20 protein-coding genes and 1 pseudogene are annotated in these 19984 nt (G+C 34.4%); 19 read left to right on the forward strand and 2 right to left on the reverse strand.

Annotation, left to right across the window (positions count from 1 at the left end; all coding sequences use genetic code 11):
• The first annotated feature begins 333 nt into the window (after nt 1-333).
• The 7 genes and pseudogenes from EKQ63_RS13555 to EKQ63_RS13585 all read left to right on the forward strand — a co-directional run bounded on the left by EKQ63_RS13555 (nt 334) and on the right by EKQ63_RS13585 (nt 6455).
• Entirely contained in the window at nt 334-1533 is a 1200-nt protein-coding gene (locus tag EKQ63_RS13555) for an FAD/NAD(P)-binding oxidoreductase (RefSeq protein ID WP_143881131.1), read from the forward strand.
• 72 nt (nt 1534-1605) lie between these two features.
• Nucleotides 1606-3042 carry an MBL fold metallo-hydrolase gene (locus EKQ63_RS13560; protein WP_143881132.1) on the forward strand — a complete coding sequence of 479 codons (1437 nt, stop codon included), beginning with the start codon at nt 1606-1608 and terminating at the stop codon, nt 3040-3042.
• Nucleotides 3043-3124: 82 nt separating this feature from the next.
• A pseudogene (locus tag EKQ63_RS13565) lies at nt 3125-3388 on the forward strand (metallophosphoesterase); the annotation flags it as partial.
• 211 nt (nt 3389-3599) lie between these two features.
• The gene (locus EKQ63_RS13570; RefSeq protein WP_000548621.1) at nt 3600-3851 is read left to right on the forward strand and encodes a hypothetical protein; all 252 of its coding nucleotides are present in this window, start codon (nt 3600-3602) and stop codon (nt 3849-3851) included.
• 184 nt (nt 3852-4035) lie between these two features.
• The gene (locus EKQ63_RS13575) at nt 4036-4761 is read left to right on the forward strand and encodes an ABC transporter ATP-binding protein (protein WP_088328290.1); all 726 of its coding nucleotides are present in this window, start codon (nt 4036-4038) and stop codon (nt 4759-4761) included.
• Nucleotides 4758-5777 carry an ABC transporter permease gene (locus EKQ63_RS13580; RefSeq protein ID WP_143881133.1) on the forward strand — a complete coding sequence of 340 codons (1020 nt, stop codon included), beginning with the start codon at nt 4758-4760 and terminating at the stop codon, nt 5775-5777. The genes EKQ63_RS13575 and EKQ63_RS13580 overlap by 4 nt, the downstream gene beginning before the upstream one ends.
• Nucleotides 5778-5801: 24 nt before the next feature.
• Nucleotides 5802-6455, forward strand: coding sequence for a TetR/AcrR family transcriptional regulator (locus EKQ63_RS13585; protein WP_087953720.1), 654 nt, complete (start codon nt 5802-5804; stop codon nt 6453-6455).
• A 124-nt stretch (nt 6456-6579) separates the two neighbouring features.
• On the opposite strand, the gene EKQ63_RS13590 is transcribed toward EKQ63_RS13585, so the two are convergent.
• Nucleotides 6580-6879: a WGxxGxxG family protein gene (locus EKQ63_RS13590; protein WP_000728148.1), complete on the reverse strand. Its 300-nt coding sequence runs from the start codon at nt 6877-6879 to the stop codon at nt 6580-6582.
• A gap of 230 nt (nt 6880-7109) precedes the next feature.
• Between EKQ63_RS13590 and EKQ63_RS13595 the strand changes: the two genes are divergently transcribed.
• The 8 genes from EKQ63_RS13595 to EKQ63_RS13630 all read left to right on the forward strand — a co-directional run bounded on the left by EKQ63_RS13595 (nt 7110) and on the right by EKQ63_RS13630 (nt 16307).
• Nucleotides 7110-8078 carry a YbgA family protein gene (locus EKQ63_RS13595; protein WP_087953719.1) on the forward strand — a complete coding sequence of 323 codons (969 nt, stop codon included), beginning with the start codon at nt 7110-7112 and terminating at the stop codon, nt 8076-8078.
• A 228-nt stretch (nt 8079-8306) separates the two neighbouring features.
• Nucleotides 8307-9452 carry an acyl-CoA dehydrogenase gene (locus tag EKQ63_RS13600; protein WP_087953718.1) on the forward strand — a complete coding sequence of 382 codons (1146 nt, stop codon included), beginning with the start codon at nt 8307-8309 and terminating at the stop codon, nt 9450-9452.
• 15 nt (nt 9453-9467) lie between these two features.
• Complete coding sequence (locus tag EKQ63_RS13605) at nt 9468-10805, forward strand: acetyl-CoA carboxylase biotin carboxylase subunit (RefSeq protein ID WP_087953717.1); 1338 nt, start codon at nt 9468-9470, stop codon at nt 10803-10805.
• A 25-nt stretch (nt 10806-10830) separates the two neighbouring features.
• Nucleotides 10831-11046: an acetyl-CoA carboxylase biotin carboxyl carrier protein subunit gene (locus EKQ63_RS13610; RefSeq protein WP_001985297.1), complete on the forward strand. Its 216-nt coding sequence runs from the start codon at nt 10831-10833 to the stop codon at nt 11044-11046.
• 22 nt (nt 11047-11068) lie between these two features.
• Complete coding sequence (mvaB, locus tag EKQ63_RS13615; RefSeq protein WP_087953716.1) at nt 11069-11980, forward strand: hydroxymethylglutaryl-CoA lyase; 912 nt, start codon at nt 11069-11071, stop codon at nt 11978-11980.
• Nucleotides 11981-11984: 4 nt separating this feature from the next.
• Nucleotides 11985-12773 (forward strand): enoyl-CoA hydratase, encoded by a 789-nt coding sequence (locus EKQ63_RS13620; RefSeq protein WP_087953715.1) that lies wholly within the window; start codon nt 11985-11987, stop codon nt 12771-12773.
• A gap of 2 nt (nt 12774-12775) precedes the next feature.
• Nucleotides 12776-14317 (forward strand): acyl-CoA carboxylase subunit beta, encoded by a 1542-nt coding sequence (locus tag EKQ63_RS13625; RefSeq protein ID WP_087953714.1) that lies wholly within the window; start codon nt 12776-12778, stop codon nt 14315-14317.
• 49 nt (nt 14318-14366) lie between these two features.
• Nucleotides 14367-16307, forward strand: coding sequence for an AMP-binding protein (locus EKQ63_RS13630; protein WP_087996954.1), 1941 nt, complete (start codon nt 14367-14369; stop codon nt 16305-16307).
• Between the two features lie 291 nt (nt 16308-16598).
• On the opposite strand, the gene EKQ63_RS30580 is transcribed toward EKQ63_RS13630, so the two are convergent.
• Nucleotides 16599-17063, reverse strand: a complete 465-nt coding sequence (locus EKQ63_RS30580) for a hypothetical protein (protein WP_190240630.1) — start codon at nt 17061-17063, stop codon at nt 16599-16601.
• A 573-nt stretch (nt 17064-17636) separates the two neighbouring features.
• Here EKQ63_RS30580 and EKQ63_RS13640 point away from each other — a divergent pair.
• The 4 genes from EKQ63_RS13640 (at nt 17637) to EKQ63_RS13655 (ending at nt 19982) form a co-directional block, all read left to right on the forward strand.
• A complete protein-coding gene (locus tag EKQ63_RS13640) occupies nt 17637-17993 on the forward strand; it encodes a hypothetical protein (RefSeq protein ID WP_087953712.1) in 357 nt (118 codons plus the stop codon).
• Between the two features lie 129 nt (nt 17994-18122).
• The gene (locus tag EKQ63_RS13645; RefSeq protein ID WP_087953711.1) at nt 18123-18650 is read left to right on the forward strand and encodes a GNAT family N-acetyltransferase; all 528 of its coding nucleotides are present in this window, start codon (nt 18123-18125) and stop codon (nt 18648-18650) included.
• 38 nt (nt 18651-18688) lie between these two features.
• Nucleotides 18689-19249, forward strand: a complete 561-nt coding sequence (locus EKQ63_RS13650) for a nucleoside/nucleotide kinase family protein (RefSeq protein ID WP_087953710.1) — start codon at nt 18689-18691, stop codon at nt 19247-19249.
• Nucleotides 19242-19982, forward strand: coding sequence for an alpha/beta fold hydrolase (locus EKQ63_RS13655; RefSeq protein WP_087996959.1), 741 nt, complete (start codon nt 19242-19244; stop codon nt 19980-19982). The genes EKQ63_RS13650 and EKQ63_RS13655 overlap by 8 nt, the downstream gene beginning before the upstream one ends.
• The last annotated feature ends 2 nt before the right edge of the window (nt 19983-19984 follow it).

Consider the following 19984-nt stretch of genomic DNA (forward strand, 5'->3'; position numbering starts at 1 on the left):
AGATGGTTATCATTCAATAGCTGACATTACGGCGAAGTTTTCTGTTAATTCTGGAACGATTAAAAGCTTGGAAAAAGAAGAGAAAGATAGATTTGAGCTTAGAGAGAATTTGTAATTAAAGTAAGATAGGAAGAAGACTAGCATTGAGAAATATAAAAGATGGAAGTAACATAGGAGATTTACGCATAAAGTAATATTGACAGTTAAATTAACAAAATTTTCATTTTAATCAAATAAATACATGGTGTTTTTAAATTATAATAATGTTATTACGATGAAAATAAGGCTACTAAATAGTTATTTTAAAAATCAATTTTAGATAGGAAGAGGATAATGAAGGCCAGAGATAGTTATAAAATTATTGTAATTGGTGCTGGGACTGCTGGAATATCTTCTACTGCACATTTGTTACGAAATGTACCCCTATTGAAAGAAAGTATTGCAATTATTGATCCGTCAAAAAAACATTTCTTTCAACCACTATGGAGTTTAGTGGGGGGAGGAATTGTTTCAAAGGAAATTACGATGCGTGATCAAGAATTGCTTATTCCAAAAGGGGCAACATGGATCCCTAAAAGTGTTATTAAGTTGTTTCCGGATGAAAATAAGCTACTTTTAGATGATGGACTGCTGCTTGAGTATGAAATTCTTATTGTAGCAGCCGGTATACAAATAAATTGGGACGGTATTAAAGGTTTAAAAGAGTCTATTGGGACTAATGGGGTTTGTAGCAATTACTCTTATAAATATGTTGATTCTACTTGGAAAGAAATTAAAAAATTTAAAGGAGGAAATGCGGTTTTTACCCACCCCAATACTCCTATTAAATGCGGTGGTGCCCCACAAAAGATTATGTATTTAGCAGAAGAGTATTTTTCTAATAACGGTGTAAGAAACAAAAGTAAAGTAATGTTTTATACCGCGAACGCAAACATATTTCAGGTTCCACGATATGCTAATACATTAGAACAAGTACTAGAAAGAAAGCAAATTATAACAAATTATAATAAAAACTTAGTAGAAATTATTGCCGAAAAGAGAGAAGCAATTTTTGAAGATACACAAACACTGAAAAGAGAAACTGTACCATACAGTATGATCCATGTTGTTCCACCAATGGGGCCACCTAATTTTATGAAAGAGAGTGAAATAAGTGATTCTCAGGGGTGGGTAGATATAAACCCTTATACTTTACAACATGTGCAGTATAAGAATATTTTCGGACTTGGAGATTGTACCAATTTACCCACCTCTAAAACTGGAGCGGCAATTCGAAAACAAATACCTATCTTAAAACAAAATATTATGGACGTACTTAACGGAAGAGACTTGCAGGCTAAATATGATGGGTATACATCTTGTCCGATTATTACTGGTTATAAAAGTCTGATACTCGCTGAATTTAACTATAAACATGAGCCTCAAGAAACGTTTCCATTTAATCAAGCGAAAGAACGGTATAGTATGTTTTTACTAAAAAGATATATGTTGCCCTATATGTATTGGAATTTTATGTTGAAAGGGATCCTATAAGAGAAAAGAGAGAGTGGTTATAAAAATTAAAATTGAAAAGCAATTTGAAATAACTAATTGGAGGGAATAGCTATGCTTTTAAAATATTTTTATGATGAAAAATTAGCACATGCTTCCTATTTAGTAGGTTGTCAGAAGGAAGGTGTAGCAATTGTAATAGACCCGGGTCGCTATATAGAACAATATATAGAGTTTGCTAAGAAAGAGGGGATGGAAGTAATAGCTGCGGCTGAAACTCACATTCATGCAGATTTTCTTTCTGGGTCTAGAGAACTTTCTACTCTTTATCATGCCAATTTATATGTATCTGATGAAGGGGATTGTGATTGGAAATATCAATATCTTAACGAAGGTCGATACAAATTAGTTAGAGAGGGCTCAGAGTTTAAAGTAGGTCATATAAAATTTAATGTAATGCACACGCCAGGGCATACGCCTGAAAGTATTTCTTTTTTAGTAACTGATACAAGTCAAAATAATTATACGAATGATAAGCCAATAGGAATATTCACAGGTGATTTTATTTTTGTAGGAGATATAGGAAGGCCGGACTTATTAGAAACCGCTGTAGGTATGAAAGATACTGCAAAAATAGGAGCGAAACAATTATTTAATTCTATACAAAAAATAAAAATACTCCCTGATTATTTGCAGATATGGCCATCACATCGTGCAGGAAGCGCATGTGGAAAAGCATTAGGAGCAATTCCAACTTCTACATTAGGTTATGAAAAGATGTTCAATTGGGCATTTCAGTGTAATGAAGAAAGTGATTTTGTATCGACTTTATTGACGGGACAGCCAGAGCCTCCAAAATATTTTTCATTAATGAAGGATTTAAATAAGTACGGTCCACCAATTCGTAAGAAGAGAGAAGTTTTTGCTATTAAAACAGTAAAAGAACTTCAAGAAGTTATGAGGAGTGTTCAGCAAATAGTTGATATAAGGGATGTAGAGAGTTTTGCTTCTGGTCACATCGAGAAATCAATTAACATACCGTATAACAATTCCTTTACAACCTGGTGTGGATGGTTACTAGATTATAAAACAGAAACTATAATCATTCTAGATGAGGAAAAAGTTAGAGTTGAGGAGGTTATTAGAGACTTTGAATCTATTGGGCTAGATAATATTATTGCTTTTGCACCCTTACAAGTTATACAAAGACTTGATAGGTTTGAAAGTTACAAAGAAAAAACATCAATTGAATTATATCCACATATAAAAGATGGAAGCGTTAAGGTAATCGACGTGCGTAGTAAAAAAGAGTGGAAGGAAGGACATCTTTATGATGCAATACATATCCCTTTAGGAAATCTATTTAAGCAGCTAGATTGTATACCAAAGGATTGCTCAATCGTTTTACAATGTCGAACCGGATTGCGTTCCGCTATAGCAGCTAGTATTTTACAAAGAGCTGGTATAAAGGAAGTGGTTAATCTAAAGGGAGGATTTCTTGCATGGAAAAAAGAAGAGCTTCCTTATACAACTTGTAATCTCAATGTGTAGGGAAATAATTTTTTAAATTTATCCGATAAGGAAAATTACGGATTACATAGGAGTATATCTACAAATAGGAGAAATAGATAATTTATTCTTTAGACCTAAATTTATTCAGAATTATGCTGATGAGCAAATAGATATAGTTTTATCAGGACACGCTCAGGGTGGACAATTTAGTTACTATTTATCAGCAAATTAGTGGCTCCAAATCAAGGTGTTTTACCTAAATATACAGTCGGTTTATATAAAAAAACAAAATACGTCTATGGTAGTGAGTATAGGATTAGGTAATAGTATCATTCCGCAAAGAATTTTTAATAGGCCAGAACTTGTAGTCGTACAGTTAAATTGAACTGTACGACTTTTCTATACAGAAAAAATAGGACATATGCATTTTATACAAGTTAACATTACAATTTTGTTAAAAATTTTCTACGTTACATAAAGTAACAAAATTTGACCCGAAGAGTTTGTTATAGTGTAAATAATCAAAAAACTTAAAAATTAGTCGAGTGAAAAATGTGATAAGTAACTCATGTGAAAAAACTTAAAGGGGTGTACACATGCATAAAGAATATGAAATTGAAGAATATACGGCGATTGAGGAACAAATACATTATTATTGCAAATGTTTATTAGTAAGTCATCCTGATCAAATTATAAAGTATTTAGAAAAAAGGTTAGAAAAATATGCGGAAACATTACAATATGCACATTTATATCCTGACACAGTTATTTTACCGTTACAGCAATTAGTTATCGAATATTCTTTAGATGTTGCTAGAATTAGGAAATATATGAATTTAAAAACGTAAAGCAAATTATATAATTTAAATGAAACAGAGTCGACTTTAAGAAAGGATATTCTAATGTCGACTCTGTTTCATTGTTTAATATTGTTGACGGAAAACCATACTAATCAATGAAGTTTGACATATAATTACGCAAGAGTAAAATAAAAGTGAGTACTCACTCATTTTGAAAAAGGGGGAAGAATACGTGCAGCAACCTGCCATTATTTTACGGACTGTATCAAAAAGTTTTGGAAAAAAAGAAGTTTTACACAATCTTTCATTACAAGTTGAAAAAGCAGAGATATTTGGTTTAGTTGGGCCTTCTGGTTCAGGGAAAACGACACTTATTAAATTGATTGCTGGTATTAATGAGCCGACTAAAGGTGAGGTGTTTGTTTACAACACGAACATGCCTAATTTAAATGAAATGAAAAGAATTGGTTATATGGCTCAGGCTGATGCATTATATGAAGAATTATCAGCATATGAAAATGCAGATTTTATGGCAACAATGTATGGATTAAAGGGAAAGCATAAAAAAGAAAGAATTGAAGAGGCTTTTGATCTTGTTCAATTATCACAACATATGAAAAAGCAAGTACAGCATTTTTCGGGTGGTATGAAGAAGCGTTTAGCATTAGCAATAGCACTCATTCATGAACCTGAAATATTAATTTTAGATGAGCCAACAGTGGGGATAGATCCACTTCTTAGAAAAACGATTTGGGAAACATTTTATGATTTGAAAAAGAAAGGTACAACGATAATTGTAACGACACACATTATGGATGAAGCTGAGTTTTGTGAGCGTCTAGGGTTGATTAGAGAAGGAAAGCTAGTTGCGACTGGAGCGCCTGAAGAATTGAAAAATCTGGTATCATCAGGACGGATTGAAGATGTCTTTTTGTTGGAAGAGGTGGCCCTATCATGAGAGTTACTGGTGTAATTATTCGTATTATTCGCCAATTTTTTCGAGATAAGCGTTCGTTAGCCATGATGTTTGGAGCACCTATGTTATTACTTTGGTTATTATCGCTAGTGTTTACACAAAAAGACTATGTACCGCATATCGCAGTTGTTGATATGCCGGCTCAGGTAGTAAAAGTGATGAAAAATCAGGAAGTGTCAATTTATGAATATAGTAAAGAAAAGGCAATGTCTGAGCTAGAAAATCAAATGGTAGATGCAGTAATTCGTTTAGAAAATGGAAAAATGAATATTGTATTAGAAGGTAGTGATTCGTCAAAAAATCGTGCTGTACTTCAAATATTACAAAAAAGTACAGAGAAGAACGATGTTTCGATAATGAAACCTGAAGTGAATTATTTACATGGCTCTAAAGACTTTACAATGTTTGATGGGCTTGGTCCTGTATTAATCGGTTTCTTTACATTTTTCTTTGTATTCATTTTATCAGGGGTGTCTTTCGTAAGAGAACGTTTAAGTGGTACGTTAGAAAGGTTATTATCCACTCCAGTAAGAAGATGGGAAATAGTCGCAGGGTATATTATTGGTTTTGGAATCTTTGCCTTTATACAATCTATTAGTATCGTAAGTTTTTCCGTTTACATTTTAGATTTGTATGTAGCTGGTTCCATATGGCTAACCCTACTTATTACATGTATGCTTTCTTTAACGGCATTAACTTTAGGGACGTTTTTATCAGCGTACGCAAATAATGAATTTCAAATGATCCAGTTTATACCGCTTGTCATTGTGCCACAAATTTTCTTTTCTGGTTTGTTTCCAATTGAATCTATGAATAAGTGGCTTCAAATGTTAGGAAAGTTATTTCCGCTCACATATGGCGCTGACGCAATGAGACAAGTGATGATTCGAAATCAAGGATTTACAGAGATTGCATTAGATCTTACTGTATTATTACTTTTTTCACTATTATTTGCAGTAGGAAATGTATTTGCTTTAAAGAAACATCGCAAAATATAATAATGACAAAAAGGAGCTTTATAAATGCAGAAAGATTGGCTAGAAGAATTAATTGTTGCAACTAATACGGATAAACGAAATGAACGTCAAATGCGTATATTAGAGGCGGCTGTTGATATGTTTGGAGAAAAAGGCTACGCTTCAACTTCAACAAGTGAAATTGCAAAGCGGGCTGGTGTAGCGGAAGGAACAATCTTCCGCTACTATAAAACGAAAAAAGATTTATTGTTAGCAGTCGTTATGCCGACATTAACGAAGTTTGCTGCACCATTTTTCGTACAAGCATTCGCAAAGGAAATATTTAAATTAGAGCATGAATCATATGAAGGGCTTCTAAGAGTTGTTATTCATAATAGATTTGAATTTGCAAAAAAGCATTTTCCAATGATAAAAATATTAATTCAAGAAGTACCATTTCAGCCGGAACTGAAAAATGAAATACAACAGTTAGTTGAAACAGAATTATTTTCACATTTTAAAAAGTTGATTGCAAAGTTTCAAGAAGAAGGGGAAATTATTGAAATGCCCCCAACTGCTGTTTTACGACTTACTTTATCAGCTGTATTAGGTTTATTATTAACACGATTTTTATTATTGCCTGAAGAAAAATGGGATGATGAAGCAGAAATTGAAAATACGATTCAATTTATATTGTACGGATTAACACCAAGAATTTAATCGTTGAAGTGTGAATCACATGCTTTCCAATTTAAGTGGAATGATAAATCGCCTTTAAAAAGGCGATTTATATCCATTATATATTTTTGATAAATAAGTACTTGTTTACGAAAAACATTCTAGATTAACGTACTTCTTTGTCTCTTCTTCTAAGACCTAATAATCCTGCTAGTCCTAATAAACCGAGCCAAGCCCAATTATTATTTCTATCACGATTATCATTTAAATCATTTGTCGTATTTACATTTCGAGTTCTCACATCATTATTAACTCTGTCTAAGTTATTGTCATTAACTCGAGTTGAAATATCAGTGTTATTAACTCTATTCATATGATTTCCATCGTATTCAGCTTGGGCAGATGTACCTAAAAACATAATAGATAGTGCTAAAACACTTAAAATAGATGATAATTTTTTCTTCATAAATTTCCCTCCTTTCTTACGTATTACATTCTCCAACTCTTTTGTGCATTATTCATTTGTGATAGTATCAAACCATGATTTTAAATCGAACATCTTTACGTCGTAGAGCTAAATAACTGTTAAAATGGCATTGGATATGTGCATTAAAATATAAATAAAACAAACTTTGATTACGATACTAAACTTAGTACAATTTATATAGTACGGACTAGTACAAAGGAGGTAATGAAATGCGACAATTCGCAAAACCAACAATTGTTGTAAGTAAATGTTTAGAATTTGATGCTTGTCGTTATAATGGAGAGATGATTCCGGATGTAACAATACGAAACTTACAGCCATTTGTTACATTTATACCTGTTTGTCCAGAAGTCGAGATTGGATTGGGGACTCCTCGTGAAACGATACGAATTGTAGAAGAAAATGGTGTGAATAGACTTGTGCAACCGTCGACACGAGAAGATGTAACTGAAAAAATGGAGCAGTTTTCAAATGACTTTTTACAAACGATATCAGATGTGGATGGTTTTATTTTAAAGAATCGTTCGCCAAGTTGTGGTACGCGTGATGTGAAAATTTATTCTGGTTTTGAAAAAGCACCAGCAAAAGGAAAGGGACCTGGTTTATTTGGCGGAGCAGTAATAAAAAATTTTTCGCATCTTCCAATTGAAGAAGAAGGTAGATTGTCGAATTTTATTATTAGAGAACATTTCTTTACAAGGTTATTTACAATCGCATATTACAAGATGATGAAACGGAATAAAAATATGAAAGACCTCGTATCATTTCAATCGGATAATAAATATTTATTTATGGCATATAATCAGGTAAAACAAAAGGAATTAGGACGTATTATTGCAAATCACAAAAATGAAAAGATTGAAGTTGTATTTGAAAACTATGAGAAGACTTTATATGAATTATTTATGCGCACACCCCGCTATACATCGAATGTAAATGTATGTGAGCATATTTTTGGATACTTTAAAACAAAGCTGAAAAAACAAGAAAAAGATCATTTTTTAGATCTGATACAAAAATATAAAGAAAAGAAAATTCCGCTTAGTAGCTTACTTGCAATTTTAAAATCATGGGCTCTTCGATTTGATGAAAAGTATTTATTAAGACAAACATATTTCGAACCATATCCTGAAGCTTTGGTAGAGATTTCAGATTCAGGTAAAGGTAGAGATTATTAAACAAAAAATTACATAATTCGACAATAAAACTCCTATGTTGTTGTAGAACAATGTAGGAATTTTTTTGTGCATTAGTACAGGCATTAGTACAGAATCTGTTTTAAAATTAAATTATGACAGAATTATAACAATTATCTAACTAATATTCTTGTCTTTTCATTCGTAATGTTTGTAGTAGAAACTCGCACGCTGTCGAAACTCAATATTCGATAAGGGGTGTGTAGCGGAATGGAATTTACTCTAACTCGCGAAAAACAAATGATTAAAGAAATGGTACGTGACTTTGCTGAAAAGGAAATCGCACCGAAAGCTGTATATTATGACAAAACTGCAGAATTTCCATATGAAACATTTCAAAAAATGGGCGAACTAGGATTATTAGGTATCCCATTCCCAGAAGAGTATGGAGGTTCAGGTGGCGATACTGTATCGTACGCGTTAGCAGTTGAAGAAATTGGTCGTGCTTGTGGTGGAACAGGATTAAGTTACGCTGCAACAATTTCATTAGGTGCTTCTCCAATTTATTATTTCGGTACAGAAGAACAAAAACAGAAATATTTAGTTCCAATGGCATCAGGCAAAACGTTAGGTGCTTTCGGACTAACTGAGCCGAATGCTGGATCTGATGCAGGTGGTACACAAACGAAAGCTATATTAGATGGAGACGAGTATGTTATTAGTGGTGAGAAGTGTTGGATTACAAATGCAGAGTATGCAAACACAATTATTGTAACCGCTGTCAACGGTGTTGAAGAGAATGGTAGAAAACGTATTTCTGCATTTATCGTACCGACTACTAGTGAAGGGTTAACGATTTCAAGCCCTTACGATAAGATGGGCGTACGTGCTTCTAATACATGTGAAATCGTACTTGATAGTGTACGTGTACCGAAAGAAAACATACTTGGTGATGTAAATAAAGGATTTAAACAATTCTTATATACACTTGATGGAGGACGTATTTCAATCGCAGCATTAGCTGTTGGTATTGCGCAATCTGCATTTGAACGTGCACTGCAATATGCGAAAGAACGTCAACAATTTGGAAAGTCAATTTCTAATTTCCAAGCGATTCAATTTAAATTAGCTGATATGGCGACTGAAGTAGAGCTAGCGCGTAATTTAGTACATAAAGCAGCTTGGTTAAAAGATAACGATAAACCTTTCGGTAAAGAAGCGGCTATGGCAAAACTTTTCGCATCTGAGGCTGCTAGTCGCATTGCAAATCAAGCGGTACAAATTCACGGTGGATACGGCTATATGCGTGAATATGAAGTAGAACGACATATTCGTGATGCAAAACTATTAGAAATTGGTGAAGGAACTTCTGAAATTCAACGTCTCGTAATTGCTAGACATTTAGGATGTAGATAAAAAGGAGGAATCACTATGTTTCAAAAAATATTAATTGCTAATCGCGGGGAAATCGCAGTTCGTATTATGAAAACTTGTCAAAAACTTGGCATTCGCACTGTTGCTATTTATTCTGAGGCAGATGAAAATGCCTTGCATGTAAAAATGGCAAATGAAGCTTACTTAGTAGGTGGGCCGCGTGTCCAAGAAAGCTATTTAAACCTTGAAAAAATTATTGAAATCGCTAAGAAGACAAATGCTGAAGCAATCCATCCAGGATATGGATTATTATCTGAGAATCCATCTTTTCCGGTTCGTTGTAAAGAAGAAGGAATCGTATTTATCGGTCCATCAGAAGAAATCATTACGAAGATGGGAAGTAAAATCGAATCACGTATTGCGATGCAAGCTGCAGATGTCCCAGTAGTTCCAGGTATTACTACAAATATTGAAACTGCTGAAGAAGCAATTGAAATTGCTAAACAAATTGGTTACCCATTAATGTTGAAGGCATCCGCAGGCGGCGGAGGCATTGGAATGCAGTTGATGGAAACTGAGCAAACGCTCACCAAAGCATTTGAAAGCAACAAAACAAGAGCACAAAACTTCTTCGGTAACGGAGAAATGTATTTAGAGCGCTATATTGCAGATGCACATCATATTGAAATTCAACTTTTAGCAGATACACATGGTAACACAGTGTATTTATGGGAGCGTGAATGTTCAGTACAGCGCCGAAATCAGAAAGTAATTGAAGAAGCACCTTCACCATTTTTAGATGAAGGTACACGAAAAGCGATGGGTGAAGTTGCTGTACAAGCTGCTAAAGCACTTGGTTATACAAATGCAGGTACAGTTGAGTTTCTTGTAGATGATCAGAAAAACTTCTATTTTTTAGAGATGAATACGAGATTACAAGTAGAGCATCCAGTTACAGAAGAAATTACTGGTTTAGATCTTGTAGAACAACAACTTCTAATTGCATATGGTGAAAAATTATCGTTTACACAAGATGATGTAAAACGTAGTGGTCATGCCATCGAGGCACGTATTTATGCAGAAGATCCGAAAACTTTCTTCCCATCACCTGGGAAAATTACAGATTTAACGCTTCCAACAAATGTACGTATCGATCACTTTTTGGAGAATCAAGTAACGATTACACCTTTCTATGATCCAATGATTGCGAAAGTCATTGCTCATGGTGAAACGCGTGAAGAAGCAATTTCCAAATTACATGATGCATTAGAAGAATTAAAAGTAGAAGGTATTAAGACGAACACGCCAATGCTACTTCAAGTATTAGAGGACGAAGTGTTTAAAGAGGGCATTTATACAACAGGTTTTGTAACGAAACAACTTGTTAAAAAATAAGATTTAACAATACTAAGGGGGAAAAATGATGACGAAAGTATATGCATCGATGGCAGGAAACGTTTGGAAGATTGTTGTAGGAGTAGGGGATACAGTAGAGGAAGAACAGGATGTCGTCATTTTGGAATCTATGAAAATGGAAATTCCAATCGTTTCAGAAGAAGCTGGCACAGTTATGAAAATTAATGTGCAAGAAGGCGATTTTGTAAATGAAGGAGATGTATTACTAGAAATTGAATAGGGAGATATAGGGGGGAAGCGAATTGAAACTACCTAATTTTGCTGTCATTAAAGAAGTCGGGCCACGTGATGGCTTACAAAATGAAAAAAAGATTGTTGGCACAAAAGATAAAGTAAAATGGATTCAACTACTTACAGAGGCTGGATTATCGTACGTTGAAGTTTCCTCATTCGTTCACCCTAAATGGGTCCCTGCATTAGCAGATGCAAATGATGTGTTTTCTGAGCTGAAAAGGGATCCAAATGTTACATATGCAGCGCTTGTTCCAAATCAAAATGGTTTGGAACGAGCTTTTTTGCAAAATGTAGATGAGGTGAATGTTTTTTTATCAGCAAGTGAATCTCATAATAAAAGTAATATTAATAAATCAATTCAAGAAGCATTAGTTGTAATTGAAGATATAACAAAACAGGCATTATTCGAAGGGAAAAAGGTAAGGGGCTATGTTTCTACTGTATTTGGATGTCCTTATGAAGGGGATATAAGTCTCGTAGCAGTTGACGAATTATGTGATCAATTATTTTCATACGGCATTTATGAAGTATCTCTTGGCGACACAATCGGAGTAGCGAATCCTTTACAAGTAGAGCGAGTATTAGAGCATTTATTAAAGAAATATAATGCTTCACAGTTTGCAATGCACTTCCATAATACGTACGGAATGGCTCTTGCGAATGTAGTAAAGTCTTTAGAATATGGTATTACAACATTTGATAGTTCTTGTGGTGGTCTTGGCGGTTGTCCATATGCACCAGGAGCATCAGGAAATGTTGCAACTGATGACTTAGTTCATATGCTCCATAAGTTAGGTGTCCAAACGAATATTGATGAAGAGAAGTTATTGAGAGCGAGTCAATTTATTCAAAGTAAATTAAATATCCAATTACCGAGTCATGTGTATAGAGCGCTTCAACATAAAACGATAAGTAGGTGAGAAGATGCTACAATTACAAAACATTTCAGTTGATTATGTAACACCTCATGTTGTAAAGATTGCGTTATATCGTGAAAGACAAGCCAACTCATTATCTTTAGCGTTATTAGAAGAGTTACAAAACATATTAACTCAAATAAATGAAGAGTCAAATACTCGTGTAGTTATTCTAACAGGTGCTGGTGAAAAAGCGTTTTGTGCTGGTGCTGATTTAAAAGAACGCGCTGGTATGAATGAAGAACAAGTTCGCCATGCTGTTAGTATGATTCGCACTACTATGGAAATGGTTGAACAATTACCACAGCCAGTAATTGCTGCTATAAATGGAATCGCGCTTGGTGGTGGTACGGAATTAAGTTTAGCTTGTGATTTTAGAATTGCGGCTGAATCTGCAAGTCTTGGTCTTACTGAAACTACACTTGCAATTATACCAGGAGCGGGTGGTACGCAGCGATTGCCAAGATTAATTGGTGTTGGTAGAGCGAAAGAATTAATTTATACAGGAAGACGTATTTCAGCACAAGAAGCGAAAGAATATGGTCTAGTAGAATTTGTTGTACCAGCTCATTTACTTGAAGAGAAAGCAATTGAAATAGCAGAGAAAATTGCTAGTAATGGTCCTATTGCTGTTCGATTAGCGAAAGAAGCAATTTCAAACGGTATTCAAGTTGATTTACATACCGGATTACAAATGGAAAAACAAGCGTATGAAGGTGTAATCCATACGAAAGATAGATTAGAAGGATTACAGGCATTCAAGGAAAAACGCACACCAATGTATAAGGGGGAGTAAATATGTTAGATCAAAAACAACAATCGGATACATTTGAAGAACGAGTTGAAACGATTAAACAAGGCGGCGCACCAAAATATCATGAACAAAACAAAGCGAAAGGTAAACTATTCGTTCGAGATCGCTTAGCTCTTTTATTTGATAATGGTGAATATGTAGAAGATGCATTATTTGCAAATTGTGAACAAACAGGGTTACCCGCTGATGGTGTTATAACAGCAACGGGTAAAATACATGGTCGTACAGCATGCGTAATGGCAAATGATTCAACAGTAAAGGCTGGATCATGGGGCGCACGTACAGTCGAAAAGATTTTACGTATTCAAGAAACGGCAGAAAAATTACGTGTTCCATTATTTTATTTAGTTGACTCTGCTGGAGCACGTATTACTGATCAAGTTGAAATGTTCCCAGGACGCCGCGGTGCAGGAAGAATCTTCTATAATCAAGTGAAATTATCAGGTAAAGTTCCGCAAGTATGCTTGTTATTTGGACCTTCTGCAGCTGGTGGTGCTTACATTCCAGCCTTTTGTGACGTTGTAATGATGGTTGAGGGAAATGCATCTATGTATTTAGGATCTCCTCGTATGGCTGAGATGGTTATCGGTGAGAAGGTAACGTTAGAAGAGATGGGCGGAGCTCGTATGCATTGCTCTGTATCAGGATGCGGAGATGTTTTATGTAAGACAGAAGAAGATGCGATTACACAAGCAAGACAATACATTTCATATTTTCCAAATAACTACTTAGAAAAGACTCCATTAGTTACACCTCAAGAACCGAAACAATTCGATAAAACGTTAGAAGAAATCATTCCAGAAAATCAAAATGCTCCTTTCAATATGAAAGATCTTATTAATAGAGTTATTGATGAAGGTTCTTTCTATGAAGTGAAAAAATTATTTGCTCAAGAACTAATTACAGGTTTAGCACGTATTGATGGTAAGCCAGTTGGTATTATTGCAAATCAACCGCGAATGAAAGGCGGCGTATTATTCCACGATTCAGCTGATAAAGCAGCGAAATTTATTAATTTATGCGATGCATATCATATTCCGTTACTATTCCTTGCAGATGTACCTGGATTTATGATTGGTACAAAAGTAGAACGTGCTGGTATTATTCGTCACGGTGCAAAAATGATTTCCGCAATGAGTGAAGCAACTGTACCGAAAGTTTCTATCGTTGTTCGTAAAGCATATGGTGCTGGTTTATATGCGATGGCAGGTCCAGCTTTTGAACCAGATTGCTGCCTAGCATTACCAACAGCTTCTATTGCGGTAATGGGTCCAGAAGCCGCGGTCAATGCTGTATATGCAAATAAGATTGCAGCTTTACCTGAAGAAGAGCGTGATAGCTTTATTGCTGAAAAACGCGAAGAGTATAAGAAAGATATTGATATTTACCATTTAGCATCAGAGATGGTCATTGATGGTATTGTTCATCCGAACAATTTAAGAGAAGAGTTAAAAGGACGATTCGAAATGTATATGAGTAAATATCAAGTGTTTACGGATCGTAAACATCCTGTTTATCCAGTTTAAAAGCCCTATTTAGGGCTTTCTTGCTCAAAAAGCCAAGGAGGGGAAAACATTGAAACAAGCAGTTTGGTTTCCAACAGAAGAGTATAAAGAAAAAACACGTTTATATGGTTGGATGAAATCATTGGGGTATGAAGATTATGAAACGTTTTATAATAAGTCAATTGAAGAAACAGCTTGGTTTTGGGGAGAAGCTGAGAAAGCAGTTGGCTATCAATGGATGAAACCTTATACAGAAGTGCTAGATTTAGAAAATGGTACGCCGTTTGCACAGTGGTATAATGGCGGAACATGTAACGTTGTAGAATCAGTGTTATCACGCTGGCTTGCAGATGATGAAACGAGAACACAACCAGCACTTCAGTATGAAGGAGAAAATGGAACTTCAAAATCATTTACATATGAAGAACTCGATAGCTGGGTAAGTCGCGTTGCAAACGGTTTGAAACATGCGGGTATTGAAAAAGGTGACCGTGTCACAATTTATATGCCGATGATTCCAGAAACAGTTGTTGCGATGCTAGCGGTTATGAAGATCGGAGCAATTATTTCACCAATATTCTCAGGATTTGCATCTGATGCAGTCATGACACGTGTACAAGCGGCAGGGTCTAAAATGATTATTACTGCAGATGGTTTTTCACGCCGAGGTAAAATTGTTTCATTAAAAGATGAAGTAGATAAAGCTTGTGAGCATTGTCCAACTGTTGAAAAAGTTGTTATCGTGCGTCATGCAGGAAATGATTTTACACCGCATAATTATGATTTCTCATGGAGTACGTTAGAAAAAGAAAAGCCATTTGTACATGCTGAAGAAATGCATAGTGATGATCCATTAATGCTCATTTATACATCAGGTACTACTGGAAAACCGAAAGGGACAGTACACACTCATGCTGGATTTCCTTTAAAAGCAGCTTTTGATGCGGGGTTTGGAATGAATATCAAACAAGGTGACCGCGTATTATGGGTAACTGATATGGGATGGATGATGGGACCATTTTTACTATTTGGTTCTCTCATTAATGGAGCAACGATGGTTATGTATGAAGGTGTTCCGGACTTCCCAGAAGCAGATCGTTTATGGGAGACAGTTGATAAATATGAAATTACACATCTCGGTATATCACCAACATTAATTCGTGCGTTAATGGCAAAAGGTGATAAGTATGTAAATAAACATTCACTTAAGAGTTTAGAAGTATTTGCTTCAACAGGTGAGCCTTGGAATCCAGATCCTTGGATGTGGCTATTTGAAACAGTTGGAAAAAGTAATGTACCAATTTGTAACTATTCAGGCGGGACTGAAATTTCTGGTGGGATTTTCGGGAACGTCCTTATTAAACCAATTGCACCGATTAGCTTTAACGCTTCTTTACCAGGAATGGCTGCGGTTGTGCTCGATGATCAAGGCAATCCGATTCGTGATGCAGTTGGAGAATTATGTTTAGAGAAACCTTGGGTTGGTATGACGAAAAGTTTCTGGGAAGACGATGAGCGTTATGTGAACACATATTGGTCACGTTTTGAAAATAAATGGGTTCATGGTGACTGGGTGGTTTATGATGGTGAGCAATATATTATTACAGGACGCTCAGATGATACGCTAAACATTGCCGGAAAACGCATTGGACCTGCTGAATATGAATCTATTCTAGTAAAGTATAATGATGTCATAGAAGCTGCCGCGATTGGAGTACCAGATGATGTAAAAGGTGAAGTTTGTCATTGTTTTGTAGTATTAAGAGACAATGTAACATTTACTGAAGAATTAAAGAAAGAATTAATGAGTTTAGTAAACTCTCATATTGGAAAAGCATTATGTCCAAAAGATATTCACGTTGTAGGAGATTTACCGAAAACGCGTAATTCTAAAGTAATGCGACGCGTCATTAAAGCCGCTTATTTAGGAAAAGAATTAGGCGATTTATCATCACTTGTGAATCCTGAAGTAGTTCCGTTTATTCAGGGGTTGCAGTCTAGTAAATTATAAAGTTAGAAAGGAGCTCTATATAAATAGTGCTCCTTTTTTATTTTTATGAAAAGAGAAGAAGTGCAGTTGATGAAGAAGAAAAATTCTACTATTGGTGTTAAGTATGTTTTATAGTTTTAATCTAAATACGATATTATGGGATGTTTATTCGGAGAAATACTAATTTACAACAACAAGGTGATGACAAAGCGTGACTGCTTATATGTCTGTTTAAACCTTTACGCGTTAATATATAAAAAGCTGACTATACTCAGTCAGCTTTTTATATATTACATTCTAGTATTTATCTTGCTATTTGCCGGACAGTAATGCCCCCACCTCAAAATTCAGCGAAAGCAAGGAAGTAGGTGTGGGATCAATTTTCCGGAAAAGCCCGATTGGTTCCAAAAGACATATTCTTACCTTTAAGTTGACATCGAAAATATTACCAATTTTTCTTTTTTCAATGGCAACAAATAAAGAAACATTTACAACGACACTTATTTCGTTTAGAACTCCAATCATCATCACGATGACACTTTTCTTTAGATTTCCACCAATCATCATTACAATGTTTTTCCTGAGAACTCCAATCATCATCACAATGACACTTTTCTTTAGATTTCCACCAATCATCATTACAATGCTTTTTCTGAGAACTCCAATCATCATCACAATGATGCTTTTCTTTAGATTTCCACCAATCATTACAACAATGCTTTTTTTGAGAACTCCAGCAATCATTTTTCCAGGACATTCATTTCTACCTCCTTTCAATAGTGTTCATATTATTCTATGTTTTAATAAAAAAATGGCTTGTTTATTAACCTACTATTTTACCTTTATATGATAGAGTGCTTTCTACTTGATATAGAATTCATACAAACTATGCTAATTTCCAAGAGATAGTAGAGAGAACTATTATTTATGATATTGTTCAATAAACACTTGTTGAAGAAAACGTTTTGATTATAAATAATATCTTATTTTTAAGTACGCTTTTCTGAATGTATATTTCATAATAGCGAAGGAAAAACATACTATATTAGCGCAAACAAAGTCTATGTATATGTGAAGCGATGGAGAAATCTGGTGCACCTTTAGGGAGTGACTTATTTAAAAGAAAAAAGATTTGTTTTAGAAAGTGATGCTTAAACATTAAATGAAGTAGGACTAAATTCACGGCCTCTAATTAAACAAGCTTTTAATTAGGAGAGGTATGTTTTTATAGTTAATAATGAAAGAAAAGTTTAGTACAATCGTTTGTTTTTTTCTTTCTATGTGTTTGCCTCGTACTCTTTTAAGCTAGTGGACATACTTTACTAATAGAAAGGATTAGGGGGTGAGGTATTGGGTTCTCGATTTAATAATTGTAAAAAGAAGTGTACATGTAAACAGGATGATTGTTGGGAAGTATTCGAAGAGTGTAAAAAAGAACAGCATGAGAAATGTAATAATTCTTGTGTACAAGGAATTAGAGATGAACTTAAGAAATTAATTAATCGAACAGTTCAAATTAATACAGAGGGACGTACTTATGTAGGTACTGTTTCGTCTGTAAGTTGTGATGTAGTTAAGCTTGCAGCTATTCCTGGATCGGTTGGAGTAATTATTTCCATTTGCAAAATTGAAGCAATTTTCCCACCTGTTACAACGGTTACTGCTGAGTTTGATTTTAACGGTGTCGATGTAGCAAATAAAGCATAATTATGCTGTTTATTTGTAAAGCCATTCATATGAATGGCTTTATTTTAATTTTGTATAAAAGGAGAATCTATTCTTTACGTAGAATTAAGGTTGAGGCTAGAAATAATGCTTTAAGAAAGGAGAATAGGAATGATTGGACTAGAGCCTTTTAAAAGAAAGGATTTTAAACAGTTAATAAACTGGATTCATTCTGAGGATTTTTTAATACAATGGTCAGGAAATGCATTTACATATCCTTTAAATAATCAGCAATTAGAACAATATATAGAAAGTACAAATACACTTCCATTCAAAGTAATAGATGAAGAGAGCAAAGAAGTAATTGGTCATATTTCACTTGGGCGAATAGACAACATAAATAAGTCTGCAAGGATTGGAAAAGTGCTAGTTGGTGATACGAAAATGAGAGGACGTTCTATAGGGAAACATATGATGAAAGCAGTTCTTCATATTGCATTTGAAGAATTAAAACTACATAGAGTCACTCTAGGTGTCTATGATTTTAATACGGCGGCCATTTCATGTTATGAAAAAATAGGATTTGTAAAAGAAGGTTTATTAAGAGAATCAAAAAAAGTAGGGGAAACGTATTGGAATTTATGGGAAATGAGTATGTTAGAATATGAATGGAGTGAAGAAACTAATAGTTTTTTATAATTATGTTATGTTAATTAAAAGGGGTATGGTGGGAAGTTATGAATAAAAATACTAAAGTAATTTCAATTGCAGCTGTTTCAGGCGGAGGTAAAACTACTGTTACAGAAAGATTAACAAATGAGTTGAAAAATTCAAAAGCTCTTTATTTTGATAGTTATAAATTTGATAACTGTCCTGCAGATATTTGTAAATGGATTGATGATGGAGCGAATTATGATGAATGGGTACTCACGCCATTAATTAAGGATATTCGGCATCTTATACGAGATAGTAATGTAGATTATATTATTGTAGATTATCCTTTTGCATACTTAAATAGTGAAATGCGACAATTCATTGATGTAACTATATTTATCGATACGCCTTTAGATATTGCGATGGCTAGAAGAATTTTGCGAGATTTTAAAGAGGATACAATGAGTGAAATACATAATGATTTAAAGCATTATATAACATATGCTAGAAAAGCTTATTTAGAGGCGCTTCATACTGTAAAGCCAAATTCAGATATTGTTTTGGATGGATCTTTATCTGTGGAGGAAATAATTAATCAAATTGACGAGGAACTGAATCAGAGAGAAGTAATCGTCAATGGTTAAATGTATAGAGGAATATATACAAGTTGATGATTTTAAAATGTATTCAAAAGTATTCCAAGGAAAGAAGTTGCAACCTGTTATTATAATGGAGGCAGGTTATGGCGATTATTCAAAGGCATGGGATCATATTGCTGAAGGGCTGACTGAATATGGGACGGTACTTACATATGATCGAGCTGGATTGGGGAAAAGTGGGAATAGTTCCAACCGACGTATTAGTTCTGAAATGATAAAAGAATTAAGAAGTTGCTTAGAGAAATTGCAACTGAAACCGCCCTATATTTTCATAGGACATTCTTTTGGCGGTATAAATGCACGTTTATTTACGACTTTTTATCCCGAGAATATGATGGGAGTAGTTTTAGTTGATTCGACACCAGAAAATTATAAAGAAGCTTTTTTGCCGATCATGTCTCCTGAATTTCAAGAAGCTTACTATAAACAATTTGTACATGAAAGTTCTTATGAAGAGTTTATGTTTAGTCTAGGTGAAGCAGATAAACATTGTCAGTCAATGAGAAATATTCCACTTATCGTGTTAGCTGCTGGTAAAAAAGCCTTTTATTCGCAAGAAGCACAAATGAAATGGTTACAATTGCAAGAAGAATTATTACGATTATCGAGCAATAATAAGTTTGTAATTGCAGAACAAAGCGGTCACTATATTCAAAAAGATGAGCCACATTATATTATAGATGCTATTAAGTGGATAATTGAGGTAGGGGAGAGATAAAT

The organism is Bacillus sp. BD59S, assembly GCF_007363175.1.
GTDB lineage: Bacteria > Bacillota > Bacilli > Bacillales > Bacillaceae_G > Bacillus_A > Bacillus_A pacificus.